This is a genomic window from Synechococcus sp. UW140 (assembly GCF_900474295.1).
In the GTDB taxonomy this organism is placed as follows: Bacteria; Cyanobacteriota; Cyanobacteriia; order PCC-6307; family Cyanobiaceae; genus Synechococcus_C.
The window spans coordinates 53069-66349 of the sequence record NZ_UCOB01000007.1 but is presented as its reverse complement, the minus strand read 5'-3'; the positions used below and the strand labels follow the sequence as shown (position 1 = coordinate 66349).

The window sequence follows — 13281 nt, the reverse complement described above, 5'->3', positions numbered from 1 at the left end:
TTCAACAATCGCCCATCAGAGTCGCCGCCGAAGCAGCGTCAGCAACTTGTCCAACACAGGAGGTAGCGGTGCCTCAAACACCATCCGTTGCCGGGTAATCGGATGATCGAGGCCCAGCTGGAACGCATGCAGCGCCTGACCAGGCAGATCCATCGGCAACTTGCGACAACGGCTGTAAGTGGGGTCACCCACCACCGGATGGTTCATATGGGCGCAGTGCACACGAATCTGGTGCGTACGACCGGTATCCAACTTGAAACGGAGCAAGGAATAATCGCCGAGCCGCTCCTGCAGGCTCCAGTGCGTGCAGGCGTAACGACCGCTCTCACCGCTCACCACCGCATATTTTTTGCGGTCTGCGGGGTGGCGACCGATGGCACCCACGATGGACCCGGAATCACCCTGGGGCAGACCATGCACGACGGCCAGATACTCGCGTGAGGCGATCCGCTTCTGGATTTGAACCTGAAGCTTCACAAGCGCCTCCTGGCTCTTGGCAATGACGATGCAACCGGTGGTGTCTTTATCCAGCCTGTGGACAATCCCTGGCCGCAGCTTGCCGCTGATTCCTGGCAGGTCAGGGCAGTGATGCAACAGGCCGTTCACGAGCGTGCCGTCCTTGTTGCCGGGTGCCGGATGCACCGTGAGCCCAGCTGGTTTGTTGATCACGATCAAGTGCTCGTCCTCAAAGAGCACATCGAGCTCCATCGGCTCCGGCTTGAGATACGGCAAAGGCTCCGGCGGCGGCATCCACAGCTGCACCTCATCCCCTTGTCGCAGTGGTGTTTTGGCCTTGCCGGTCTTCCCATTCACGCGCACGAAACCGGCATCAATAAATTTCTGAATCCGCGCACGGCTCTGCTCAGTGCGCTGACTCACCAACCAGCGATCGAGGCGCATCGGCAAAGGCTTGGGGTAGGTGAGGCTGACCAGTTCCCCCTCGCCTTCCCCGAAGGCCTGGCTGAACGACTCCTCAGGTAGAGGAGGACGCTCACGGCGTTGCCTTTGCCCGCTCACGCTGCCGGCTCCGCCGGAAGCTCCAACGAGATGCTGCCGAGAGCCGACTTGCGGAAATCGTCCATCAGACGCTGGGCCATCCGCGCCGTGTCTGATGACGTGTGTTTCTCTGCCGCGGCCTGCATCCAGTAGGCAGGGTCGGCAGTCTCAGCACTGAGGGGAACGCCGTAACGCCCCTCCACCCGTGTTAGCGAGGCCCCGGAAGCCTGGCGCCGATCCAAATCAGCCAGTAGGCGGAGAAAGGCCTGGGCTACGAGCTCCCCGTCGTAGGCCGCCTGGCCAATGTCATCGCAAAGGGCGAGGAACAGGGCCGCTCGCTGATCATCCAGTCGCGGTGGCAGCACCCCTGGCGCATCGAGCAGATCCAGATCCTGCCCCACACGCACCCAGCGCAGCGTGCGCGTCACGCCCGCCCGGCGAGCACTGGCCACCACTTTCTGCTTCACCAAGCGGTTGATCAAGGCCGATTTGCCGACGTTCGGGAAGCCAAGCGTGAGCGCCCGCACCGGCCTCGGGCGCATGCCGCGGTTGCGGCGCCGTTCATTGAGTTGATTGCCAGCGCGGATGGCCGCTTGCTGCAACTGCTTCACCCCCGTTCCTGCCTTGGCATCACACCAGACCGTGGCTTGGCCCTGGTTCTTGAACCACTGCTGCCAGGCCTCCCGCGCCTCGGCAGTGATCATGTCGCGACGGTTGATCACCAGGAGGTGCTGCTTGCCCTTCACCCAGCGGCTGAGATGGGGGTGACCCGTGGCCAAAGGGATGCGGGCATCACGCACCTCAATCACCAGATCCACCTTGTCCAGATTGCGCTTGAGTTGCTGCTCCGCCTTGGCGATATGGCCTGGATACCACTGAATCGGGGGGGTGCTCACGGCACCACCAGCACGGGACAGGGCGCCAGCTGAATCACCCGCACAGCCGTGCTTTCCGTATCGTCTTCCAGATTCACTCCGCGGGTGCCCATCACGATCAGATCCACATTCAACTCGTCGGCCACATTGCAGATCTCAAAGGCCGGCTTCCCTTCTCGCTCCACCAGCTCACAGGACACCCCAGCCTGCTCGAAACGACTGCGGGCCTGCTCCAGCAACGGCGCAACCGTGGCATGGTCATGCATTTCAGGCCGCTCAGGCTGCACCACCGACAGCAAGACCATGCTGCTGCCGTGACGACGGGCCAACTCCAAAGCCTTGCCTGCGATCTCAATCGCCTCACGGCTCTGATCGATCGGGAACAGAACGGTTTTGAACATGCGTTCCTCCACATCATCCACACCGATAACGCCGGTCTAGCGCCAGATCCGCACGACTCGGGTTAATGTCACCGCGTTTTCTTACCGCACGACACAACCCCATGGCGAAGCGTTCCCTGGCCAGCCTCACCGGCGCCGATCTCGACGGCCAACGCGTTCTCGTGCGGGTTGACTTCAACGTGCCCCTGAACGATTCAGGCGCCATCACCGATGACACCCGCATCCGCGCCGCCCTCCCCACGATCAAGGATCTGATTGGCAAAGGCGCCAAGGTGATCCTTTCCGCCCACTTCGGCCGTCCCAAGGGCCAAGTGAATGAGGGCATGCGCCTCACCCCCGTGGCAGCCCGCCTCAGCGAGCTGCTGGGCAAGCCCGTGACCAAAACCGACAGCTGCATCGGCCCGGATGCGGAAGCCAAGGTGGGCGCCATGGCCAAAGGTGATGTGGTGCTGCTCGAGAACGTTCGCTTCTTCGCTGAGGAAGAAAAGAACGATCCAGCTTTCGCCGAGAAGCTCGCCGGCCTCGCCGATGTGTATGTCAACGATGCCTTCGGTGCAGCCCACCGTGCTCACGCCTCCACAGAGGGCGTGACCAAGTTCCTGAAGCCCAGTGTCGGCGGCTTCCTGATGGAGAAAGAGCTTCAGTATCTGCAGGGGGCGATCGACGCTCCCAAGCGTCCTCTGGCCGCGATCGTGGGTGGCTCCAAGGTGAGCTCCAAGATCGGCGTGCTCGAGGCTCTGCTCGACAAGTGCGACAAGATCCTTGTCGGCGGCGGCATGATCTTCACCTTCTACAAGGCCCGTGGCCTCTCGGTGGGCAAGAGCCTGGTGGAAGAAGACAAGCTGGAACTGGCCAAGGAGCTGGAAGCCAAGGCAAAAGCCAAAGGCGTGCAGTTCCTGCTGCCCACGGATGTGATCCTGGCTGACAACTTCGCCCCAGATGCCAACAGCCAGACCGTGAAGGTGGATGCCATCCCCGACGGCTGGATGGGGCTGGACATCGGCCCTGACTCTGTGCAGGTGTTCCAGGACGCCCTGGCTGATTGCCAGACCGTGATCTGGAACGGCCCCATGGGCGTGTTCGAGTTCGACAAATTCGCTGGTGGTACCAACGCCATTGCCACCACCCTGGCCGACCTCAGTGGCAAGGGCTGCTGCACGATCATCGGCGGTGGTGACTCTGTGGCTGCCGTGGAAAAGGCTGGCCTCGCCGAGAAGATGTCGCACATCTCCACTGGCGGTGGCGCCAGCCTCGAGCTGCTGGAAGGCAAAGTTCTGCCTGGTGTGTCCGCTCTCGACGCAGCCTGATCAGTTCGTTGCCGGGCCGTTCCACCAGGAACGGCCTTTTGGCTGGTTCGACTCAACGGACCCACGGCGGCGATGGCGCACAGAACGCTCGGGCATCGGCACCAGCCCCAAGCGCTCGCGTTCGCGATTGATCTGCTCCCGCCTCTGCTTGAGCAACGCCTTACGGGCCTGATGCTGCCGATGTTTGCAGCTGCGGTAGGCCTCCAGGCTGGAAGCATCTTTGACGCAACGCTGCTGATTCTTGAGCAGGGCCAAGCGCTGGGGATAGCTGCTCAGCTCCCAGTCCCGACGGGCCTGGAACAGCGCCTGCTTCTGGGCCTGCGTGAGCGTCAGGCGCTCACTGCGGACATCACGGGCCTCCACCTGGCCGCTCCAGGCCTGCAGGGACGAAGCAGTCAAAGCTGCACAAGAGATCAACCAGAAACGCTGCCAACCCGTGGATGCGGTCATGACATGGAAAGTCGAATCACCGTTCCATGCTGTGGGGAACGACCCGCGAGGATCTAACCAGAACATCCGCCAGTGATGACAGGATCTGACCTGCTCCCCGCTGCCCCCTTGGCCTGCGTGGGCCTCGGCGCCCTAGGGCTTCCGATGGCGATCAATCTGCAACAGGCCGGCTACAGCCTCCGGGTGCATACGCGAAGCCGAACGGCTGAAACCGACCCCGCCCTAGACGGCGCCCTTGCCTGTGCCAGCCCAGCCGCGGCCGTGGCTGGATGCCAGGCGCTGGTGCTCTGCGTCAGTGATGACGCCGCCGTGGAGACGGTGCTCTGGGGAGCAGACGGAGCAGGCCCCGCGCTGGCAGAAGGGAGTCTGGTGATCGACTGCTCAACAATCGCACCGGCAACCTCCCAGGCCATGGCCAAGCGGTTGAGCGCAAGGGGCGTGCAGTATCTGGATGCCCCCGTCACAGGCGGAACGGAAGGTGCCAAAGCCGGCACGCTCACCGTGCTCTGTGGCGGAGAGGCCGTGAACTTGGATCGAGCCCGACCTGTCCTGGAAACCATCGGCGGATCCATCCACCACTTCGGGCCTATAGGGGCTGGCCAGCAGGTGAAAGCGATCAATCAGGTGCTAGTGGCAGGCAGCTACGCCGCCGTGGCCGAGGCGATCGCCTTGGGGCAGCATCTACAACTGCCGATGGAGCAGGTGGTGCAGGCACTGAAACATGGGGCGGCGGGGTCGTGGGCGCTTCAGCACCGCTCAGCCGCGATGCTCACCGATCACTATCCCCTCGGCTTCAAGCTGGCGCTTCACCACAAAGATCTCGGCATCGCCCTCGACGCCGCCGCAGCGACAGGTCTCAACCTGCCGATCACCGCAGCGGTGCGAGCGCAGGAAGAGGCCTTAATGCAGCAGGGATTCGGGACTTCTGATGTGTCGGTGCTGCGCAGAGGGGTGCGAAAAGCAGGGGCCGAAGTGCCCAAGGCCAACACGATGAGCTGAAGAGACGGTTACCTGCGCCCCCCGGAATGCTCTAGTCACATGCTGCTTTCGACCGACGACACTCCATCACGGCCCTGGTCCATCGTCAGCAGTGTGTCTGGCGTGACCGCACTACTGACAGGCCTTCTGCTGTTGACGGCACCTATTCAGCCTGGCCTGCTCAAGCATGACGCCTACCGCAGCGTGAGCCTGATCTGCTTCACCCTGTTGATGGCTGGTTATTACCTCAAGCGGGCGCCATCCATTCGAGTGTCGAAGCGCTACGCGCTGAGTGCAGCTTTGCTGAGTGTTTGGGGGATGGTCTGCGCCCTGTGGTCGAACTCACCAGATCAAGCACTGCTCTTTGCACTGCTACCACCACTCTTCTTTCTGGCGATCCCCATTCTTGCTGACAGTTGGCATCACCACCCCTGGGCTAGCGGGTTCAGCCTGGCTGCTGCAGCACTCTGCCTTTTCAGCCTCGACAGTCTTCACATCATCAGCAGTTGGTTGACGAGTGAGATCCCTTACCGGATGCCAACGGTCAATCCCATACGCCCCTATCTCTTCTACAACTCACGCGACGCCAATCAGTTCCAAATCCTATTGATCTGGAGCAGTCTTCCTTGCCTCATCAAAGGGCTGCAAACTCCTAACGGGTGGATCAAGCGAGCACTTTTGTCGGTAGGGCTGTTGATTCCGGCAGAGGGGATGTTCCTGATCCTGGCTAGCAAAGGGGACGGTGCCCTACTGGCCGTGCTGGCTGGAAGCATCACCAGCTGGCTCCTGCTGCGCCATAAGCACTCTCAAGCACTGGCGTGGTTTGGCTTAGCTCTTGGGCTCGGCACAGCCGCCTTCCTCATTCTCAACCTCAGCATCGGCAGCGGTGATCTGTTTGGAGATCTGTCCGCTCGGAGCGCCCAAGAGCTCGACCCCAGCCGCGGACGCCTGCGCTCCTGGCTTGCCCATGCCAACTCAATGGTGACCTACCAGCTTTGGCTCGGAGCCGGATATCGGGCCATTCCCACGGGGTCAGGCCTCTGCGGCCCGCACAATATTTTGGTCTCGCTGACCTATTCCCTCGGTTTGCCCGGCCTTGGCCTCAGCGCCCTTTGGGCGAGTTCCATGCGTTGGTCAACACCTAAGGCAGCGCTACCGATTCGCGTGTTGGCGCCAGGGCTTTTTAGCGCTCTTTTGATTTACCAACTCATTGATGAAATCTGGGGTTTCGCACCTTCATTGGTGTTACTCAGCATCGTGATCGCCATCGCTTGTCCGCTTGCGACAGAGTCCGTCGCCCAAAAAGCAACAACTATCGAATTATCTCGATCGATAGCCCTGATCGGCCTGGGCTTGGTGACTGCATTCTTCGTTGCCGCAAAGATGGATCCTTTCATTCAGGGGCAGCCCGCTCGTCAGAGCTGCATGATGGGATTCATTAGCCCTCATCTAAAGGAAAAAATCCCGAAAGGGATTAAGCGCTATCAGCTTCTTCCAGATGAGACGACCTCATTCAAACCGGTCGGTCGATGAAATCCGCGACTCAAGCTCAGAGCTGACTGCGATCGTTCACCACCCGTACCTGCTTAGTGACAGTGATCACCCCATCCGGGTGAACAAGCATCGCGGCCCAGGTCTGCACACCTGGTTGAAACGGAGCCTGGACCGACTTGAACAAACCACCACCGCCCATGGGCTCCAGCTGAATATCCGGGCTGCGTTGTTCGTGCACCTGATCCGAGGTCAGGGAGGTGAGTCCACCGGCCACCATCGCCTGGCCGAGGGGTTCATCCAGCACCACATCGACGTCATAGCGGCTGCCGGTGAGTACCGCATCCGGAATCAACAGGGTCACCGGCAGAGAACCACGTGCATTCACCAGTAACGACTGATCCTGCAGGAGTTCCTGACCGCTAATCAGACCAGCCTCTGTGCTTATTGCCAGTTGCTGGCTCGCCTCCAAGCTGAACAGCAGGCCATCTTTTTCAGTGGTGCCGCTGACACTCACAGCCACTGGCAAGCGGCCATCCGGGAGCCGATCTCCAACACTGAGCCTCCAACGGGCATTGGCAAAGCGTTGCGCAAACCGGCGCAAGCGTGGTGCCAACTGCTCACGCTGCGCCGGCGCCAAAAGGGCCTCCAAGCCAGCGTGATCGGGAGCATTGAGGGCCTGCTCTAGACGGGCCACCAGACCCTGGGACGCACTGGCAGCCCTACTCGGCAAGGGGGCCAAAGAGGGCACAGACAATGAAACAAGCGCCCCAATCAACAGACCCCTCAGCGGCGGGGAACAAAGTGGGCGGGCAGACCGCAGGGTGATCACTGAAAAGAGATGGCGCACGCCAACAGACCCGGGCTACGCCTTTAAGTTAGAGCGCTTGTTTGTGCCACGCTCGCCGCTATGCCTCGGCTTCTCATCGCTGCGAGCGGCACCGGCGGCCACCTGTTCCCCGCCCTGGCCGTCGCCGAAGCTCTGCCAACCCATTGGCAGACACGCTGGCTCGGGGTCCCCGATCGGTTGGAAACCACCTTGGTACCCGAGCGCTACGGGCTGGTGACCGTCAAAGCCGGTGGTCTCCAGGGCAGGGGTCTGCGCAAACTGATCCAACTGATCCAACTGATTGCCGCCAGCCGTGACGTGCGACGGCTGATCCGGCGCGAAGGCAGCCAAGTGGTGTTCACCACCGGCGGCTACATCGCCGCCCCGGCGATCCTGGCGGCCCGCTGGTGCCGCATCCCCGTGGTGCTGCATGAATCCAATGCAATCCCTGGCCGGGTCACCCGCCTGCTGGGACGCTTCTGCAGCCAGGTGGCCGTGGGCCTCCCCGCCGCCGTCGAGCGCATCCCCGGCTGCACGGCCGTGGTCACCGGCACGCCGGTGCGCGAGAGCTTTCTCACGCCCCAACCCCTACCGGCCTGGGTGCCAGCTGGCGCAGGGCCTCTGGTGCTGGTGATGGGAGGCAGTCAGGGGGCCGTGGGGCTCAACCGCATGGTGCGTGCGGTGCTGCCCGATCTGCTCAGCGCCGGTTGCCGGGTAGTGCACCTCAGCGGCAGCAACGACCCCGAAGCCGGCACGCTCCATCACCCCAACCTGGTGGAACGCCCCTTCAGCGATGAGGTGCCAGGGCTGTTGCAACACGCTGATCTGGCGATCAGCCGCGCCGGCGCCGGCAGCCTCAGCGAACTGGCGGTGACCACTACCCCCAGCGTGCTGGTGCCGTTCCCACAGGCGGCCGACCAACATCAGGAGGCCAATGCCGCCTGCGCCGCGGCCCTCGGGGCCGCCGTGATCGTGCATCAGCATGACCCTGAACACAGGGCCCTGCACAACTGCCTTTGGCGCCTTCTGGGCCCACGCCTGCGCGGCTGCGATGACGCCGCCGATCCTCTGGTGACCCTGGCTGATGGCATGGAACGCTTAGCGGTGCGCGATGCCGATAAGCGATTGGCGCAAGTGCTGGGGGCGTTGACGCGCTGAAGGCCTGCAATCCGGCCTGCAGCAGGTGGGCCTGTACGGCCATTCAATCTGCACAATCATCACGACAAAAGCTCCAGACGGGGGTCAACCCAGAGGCGCGCGGACGAGCTCCTGACGCAACGCCCGGATGATGCGGCGATTGCCGCGCCAACTCTGCAAACCAATCCGCAACCAGTTCTCCCCCAGGCCTTCAAACGAACGGCAGTCGCGCAGCAGGATGAAATGACGTTGCTCCAAAGCCTTCCGTAGGGGCACCAGGCTGTGTTCAGCCCGGATCAACACGAAATTCACCGCCGAGGGCATCGGTGTGATGCCAGGCAACTGCGCCAGCTGCTGCTGCATCCAAGCCCCTTCCCGCGCCACCCAGGCCTGGGCCTTCTGGCACCAGCACTGATAGCGACGGGGCGACGACAGCAACTGTTCCGCCATCGCCGCAGCGATGCCATTCACCGGCCAGGGATCCCGCCACTCGGCCCAGCGCTGCAAACGTTCCGCCTGCGCAACGGCATAACCAAGCCGCAGACCGGCAATGCCATACAGCTTGGTGAGGCTACGGATCACCACCAGATTGGCGTGATCGGCAACAAGGGGGATCAGCGATTGCTGTTCGCCATCGGGCACCAAGGAGAGAAACGCTTCGTCGCAGATCACCAAGCGATAGCGATGCAGCAAAGATTCGAGCGATTTACGGCTCCAGAGCTGGCCGGTGGGGTTGTGGGGGTTGCAGATCCACAGCACCTCGCCGCGGTCACCAACCGGATAGGCCTGGGGCATCGTCGCTGACCAGTTCGTAGCCAGGGGAATCGAGCGGGATGAACCAGCCCAGCAGGCCAAGGCACGGGAGTAATCGTCGAACCGCGGCGCAGGCAGCATGCTGACGCCAGCCTCAGAGGCATCACGGGCCGCCCAAGTGAACAGTTCGGCGGCGCCGTTCCCAGGCAGCAGCGAAGAGGAAGCAATGCCGTGCACCGCCGCCAAACGACCACGCAAGCTGCTGTGACTGCGATCTGGATAGTCGCGAAGCACCGCTTGACCCAACAACAGCGGCAGCCGAGGCGTCCAAGGCACGAGAGATGCACTGGCATCCAAGAGCCGAGCCTCGCGAATTCCCAAGCGCCTGGCTGCGGCTTCCACCTCGCCGCCATGGGCAGAAGGCATAGACATCAATGCACGTTTTGCAAGTGTGCCGGTACGGCTTGCTTGACAAAGCTTGGAGAGCTCAGAATGATTCAGGAAGCTTTTTAATTCCCATGAGCCTTCTCCAGGCCTATTTGCAGAATCCACGCACCCGCAAGGCGCTCTCGCGCAAGCCAGGCCAGAAGGGCTTCTCCTTGATCGAACTGGTCGTGGTGATTGCCGTGCTGGCGGTGCTCACGGCGATTGCACTGCCTAATTTCCTTGGAGTGAGTGACGACGCATCAGCACGTACAGCTCAACAAGCGGCAATTACAGCTTTCAAGGAATGCCAAGTTTTTAAAGCCCGAGGCCAGGCAACCAATGATGCCTCTGACTTTGAAAGGCCCTCACTAAACGACTACGTAGTTGTTGCCGTGGATTCGGACAGCGGCTTCAGCGGACCTACTGGAGATTACTCAAGTGGGTCGTTTGAAGCGCAAAGCGATGTTTCCGTCGATTGCTTCGAGGACAATGGAGCGATGAGAGACATTTTCGCCGCACCAAAAGTCGAAGAAAAGTTCCCAATTTTCAAAGTCTCATCAAGCGGCAAAAGATCGTGTCTAAGCGGAGATCTCGACGAGGGATCGAACGATAGCACCTACAATATTGGTTGCGATTCAGCAGGAGCATCAAGCGCTGGCGACTGGCAGTAATCAATTACGCCAACAGTGCAATCTCTTAGCGCGAAAAATCACGGCTTCTCACTTTTAGAACTAATAGTCGTTTTAGCTGGGCTCGGCATTTTGTCGAGCCTGGCCATTCCCAATTTCATGCGACTTCTCGATTTCAACAATATTGACGAAGCCAAAGCACTTTTGAACACAGCAGCCGCTGACTGCCTGCAAAAAAGTCGTCTCAACGATCTCGACGAAAAGGACACGATCGACGAAGAAATCCTTTCAGACAAACGTCTCAACACCATTGGCTATCAAATTGACCCAGATGCTGATAAGTGCTCATATCTTCAGCTCACTCCAACCAACGACAACGACGAAATTCGCTACCCCATTGGCTTTTCAGTTTCCGACGGAAAACTGAGTAAATTCGCTGAGCCCACCTCGAGTGATGGGGGAAGCATCAGCTCATGTGAGAACTGGGCAGGCGTGAACTGCAGACAAGACGAAAGCCTGAAGGAACTGATCGCCCACAAGCAAACAATCGCCGCCGCAGAACGCACCTGCAGAGATGCCTACAGCACATGGCTGACCAACGGCACAAAACCCACCGTCTTCCAAAACTGGAATTCCAACGCTGACAGGGGCTGTCCGACAAGGCCACCCAAGGATGGCTCCACCGACTACAAAACCAGCAACACCTGCACGACCAACGGCTGCAATCAAACCGTCTATGGCCTCGACGGCGAATTTGTGGGCACAACACAAGCCCAATACGACAAGGCGCTAGACGATAAATACGGACAGCAGTGCAAAGAATGGAGAGCCCAAAAAGCCGAAACTAATTACACCAACCCCTCCGAACAAGCGATTACCAAATCCCCCGAGTGCGGCGACCAGGAGTTTTGGTTTGTTAATGGATTGGACACCGGAAGCAAACTCGCGTACCAAGAAGCGAAATGCAAGTCTACCCACGAAGAATGGCGAACCCAAGGCGTGAACAAGAGGTATTCACCAGTAGGAGGGCCTGGAGATTGCGGGAAAGAGATACATGTGTGCAACAAGAGTATTGTCAGTGAATCTGTTTACTATCAAACCCCTGGGTGTGGGAAGGCGCCACAATTCTGCAGCTGCTACTTGCCCCAAGACGAACCGAATGAACAATGTTCCATACATGAAACATCTGAATATATGATGCAAAAATGTGGCCCCCGTCCTGATCAAGGTTATGAAACAACGCAATGCAGAAAACCAGGAGGAGGCAAACCCCCAAACAAATTAGGCGGATGGCTCAACAGCCCAAAATGCAGTGAATGGGCTCAATGCATGGGATACCTCTACCAAGGCCTGCAATGCCAAGCCCCTCCATTTTGATTCGTCAGCTAATTGACACACATTTTTCCCTTCAATGGTGCAGGGAAAATATTGTCGTGCCGATTGGGATCGAAAACAACCAGTCAACAGGCAGCCAACGCCTCACTGTTGCTATTGGCAACTTCAGCTACCTCGCCACGATTGGTGATTTCATCAAGCAACGTGCTGCCAATGCTGGCCTGGAATGCCAATTCATTGAAAAGCCTGCACACGAAATTCAGGCGCTGCTCGATCAAGCAAGCCAAGAGAGGCTCATCAGTGGTGACAGCAACAATCTTGACGGCTTTGAATTCAGTGATGATGCAGTCCTCGAGGCCCTTCAAGGCGCAGAGAACGAAGGGAGCGCTCAAGGGTTTGATTTTGACTTTGACGACAGTGATGAGCAAATCATCGAGGAGGAAGCGCTTGATCTCTCCACAGAAATGATGGGGACGAAAATCCAACAGGCTGCAGCCAAAATTCTGATCAACTCTGCTCGGTCAGGGGTTTCTGATATTCACGTCGAACCCAGACAAGACGAATACAAAGTGCGGGTTCGCCGCGATGGTGTGATGCAGAACTATGTGAGCATGCCGCGTTCAGCTGGGATCAAACTCACCGCCTGCCTCAAAAACATGGCGCAGATGGATATTGCCGAACGCCGTGCTTCTCAAGACGGAAAAATCCGTAGACGGTTTGAAGGTCAAATCATGGAATTCCGCTGCGCCACGGCACCCGGAAAGTTCGGCGAAAAGATGGTGATGCGCTTTCTCAATAGCAATGCCGATATGCTCAGCCTTGACGTCTTAATTTCCAACGAGGAAGTACGTGAAGAGTTCCGCTCCATCATCAACGAAGCCAATGGAATCATCATCGTTTCTGGGCCAACAGGATCGGGAAAATCGACAACGCTAGCCTCGGCACTTCGCGAGAAAGACAGCGGAGAACTGAATATCGTCACGGCAGAAGATCCAATCGAATACGACCTCGGCGGCAATATTCAGCAATTTCCTGTCATCCGAGCCAAGGGACAAACCTTCTCCAATCTGCTACGAACCTTCTTGCGTCAGGATCCCGACGTCATCCTGATTGGAGAAACCCGCGACCCGGAAACGGCTGAATCCTCGATGGATGCTGCTGAAACTGGCCACCTTGTATTCACCACCCTTCACGCCAACAGTGCATCCAGCTCCCTAACACGACTGATGGATATGGAGGTGCCGAGTTACAAGCTGAATGCGTCCTTGCGAGGCGTCCTGGCCCAACGGTTACTCAGAAAAGTCTGCCCAGAATGTAGCGTCGAGCGACCGATTAATGATGCGGAAAGCCGCTTTACCGGTCTCCGACGTGGCACCACCGTTCGTTTTGCAAGCGCCCTCAATGCTGAAGAAAAACAGCAAAGAAAACTAGAAGGCACACTCTGCACTCGCTGCAATGGTACCGGCTACCAAGGTCGGATTGGCACCTATGAACTGATGAAGGTCAACCGCAAGATCCGTGACGCCATCAAGCAGCAGAAGTCCACTCACGACATTGAATCAGTCGCGGTACAGACAGGTATGCTGACACTCAAAACCTATGCTGTTGATCTGATCGCAAAGCAGCTCACCACCATTTCGGAACTACAAAAAATCTGCAATACTGAGGATTAAT

The 13281-nt window shown here is 59.2% G+C and carries 13 protein-coding genes; 7 read left to right on the top strand and 6 right to left on the bottom strand.

The window, feature by feature from the left end:
• Positions 1-15 precede the first annotated feature (15 nt).
• From DXY10_RS03135 to DXY10_RS03125, 3 genes are read right to left on the bottom strand one after another with little or no spacing between them, the layout of a single operon-like run.
• Positions 16-1017 carry an RluA family pseudouridine synthase gene (locus tag DXY10_RS03135; RefSeq protein ID WP_115016117.1) on the bottom strand — a complete coding sequence of 334 codons (1002 nt, stop codon included), beginning with the start codon at positions 1015-1017 and terminating at the stop codon, positions 16-18.
• On the bottom strand, positions 1014-1892 hold the full coding sequence (gene ylqF / locus DXY10_RS03130; protein ID WP_115016116.1) for a ribosome biogenesis GTPase YlqF: 879 nt from the start codon (positions 1890-1892) through the stop codon (positions 1014-1016). The genes DXY10_RS03135 and ylqF overlap by 4 nt, the downstream gene beginning before the upstream one ends.
• The gene (locus DXY10_RS03125; RefSeq protein WP_115016151.1) at positions 1889-2272 is read right to left on the bottom strand and encodes a universal stress protein; all 384 of its coding nucleotides are present in this window, start codon (positions 2270-2272) and stop codon (positions 1889-1891) included. Before DXY10_RS03125 ends, ylqF begins: the two co-directional genes overlap by 4 nt.
• Before the next feature lie 101 nt (positions 2273-2373).
• On the opposite strand from DXY10_RS03125, the gene pgk reads away from it, so the two are divergent.
• Positions 2374-3579, top strand: coding sequence for a phosphoglycerate kinase (pgk, locus tag DXY10_RS03120; protein WP_115016114.1), 1206 nt, complete (start codon positions 2374-2376; stop codon positions 3577-3579).
• Here the strand turns inward: pgk and DXY10_RS03115 are convergent, their stop codons facing one another.
• Entirely contained in the window at positions 3580-4029 is a 450-nt protein-coding gene (locus DXY10_RS03115) for a hypothetical protein (protein ID WP_244281908.1), read from the bottom strand.
• Between the two features lie 75 nt (positions 4030-4104).
• On the opposite strand from DXY10_RS03115, the gene DXY10_RS03110 reads away from it, so the two are divergent.
• Positions 4105-5028, top strand: a complete 924-nt coding sequence (locus DXY10_RS03110) for an NAD(P)-dependent oxidoreductase (RefSeq protein ID WP_115016111.1) — start codon at positions 4105-4107, stop codon at positions 5026-5028.
• A 39-nt stretch (positions 5029-5067) separates the two neighbouring features.
• A complete protein-coding gene (locus tag DXY10_RS03105) occupies positions 5068-6540 on the top strand; it encodes an O-antigen ligase (RefSeq protein ID WP_136989029.1) in 1473 nt (490 codons plus the stop codon).
• A 16-nt stretch (positions 6541-6556) separates the two neighbouring features.
• On the opposite strand, the gene DXY10_RS03100 is transcribed toward DXY10_RS03105, so the two are convergent.
• Positions 6557-7249, bottom strand: coding sequence for a hypothetical protein (locus DXY10_RS03100; RefSeq protein ID WP_244281909.1), 693 nt, complete (start codon positions 7247-7249; stop codon positions 6557-6559).
• Between the two features lie 159 nt (positions 7250-7408).
• On the opposite strand from DXY10_RS03100, the gene DXY10_RS03095 reads away from it, so the two are divergent.
• Positions 7409-8485, top strand: a complete 1077-nt coding sequence (locus DXY10_RS03095) for a glycosyltransferase (protein ID WP_115016108.1) — start codon at positions 7409-7411, stop codon at positions 8483-8485.
• 84 nt (positions 8486-8569) lie between these two features.
• On the opposite strand, the gene DXY10_RS03090 is transcribed toward DXY10_RS03095, so the two are convergent.
• The gene (locus DXY10_RS03090) at positions 8570-9643 is read right to left on the bottom strand and encodes an aminotransferase class I/II-fold pyridoxal phosphate-dependent enzyme (protein WP_115016106.1); all 1074 of its coding nucleotides are present in this window, start codon (positions 9641-9643) and stop codon (positions 8570-8572) included.
• Positions 9644-9735: 92 nt separating this feature from the next.
• Here DXY10_RS03090 and DXY10_RS15060 point away from each other — a divergent pair, with 92 nt between their 5' ends.
• The 3 genes from DXY10_RS15060 to DXY10_RS03075 are packed head-to-tail and all read left to right on the top strand — an operon-like array spanning position 9736 to position 13280.
• The gene (locus DXY10_RS15060) at positions 9736-10314 is read left to right on the top strand and encodes a prepilin-type N-terminal cleavage/methylation domain-containing protein (protein ID WP_115016104.1); all 579 of its coding nucleotides are present in this window, start codon (positions 9736-9738) and stop codon (positions 10312-10314) included.
• Between the two features lie 15 nt (positions 10315-10329).
• Positions 10330-11649: a Tfp pilus assembly protein FimT/FimU gene (locus tag DXY10_RS03080; RefSeq protein ID WP_170955679.1), complete on the top strand. Its 1320-nt coding sequence runs from the start codon at positions 10330-10332 to the stop codon at positions 11647-11649.
• Positions 11628-13280, top strand: a complete 1653-nt coding sequence (locus DXY10_RS03075; protein WP_115016101.1) for a GspE/PulE family protein — start codon at positions 11628-11630, stop codon at positions 13278-13280. Before DXY10_RS03080 ends, DXY10_RS03075 begins: the two co-directional genes overlap by 22 nt.
• Position 13281 lies beyond the last annotated feature (1 nt).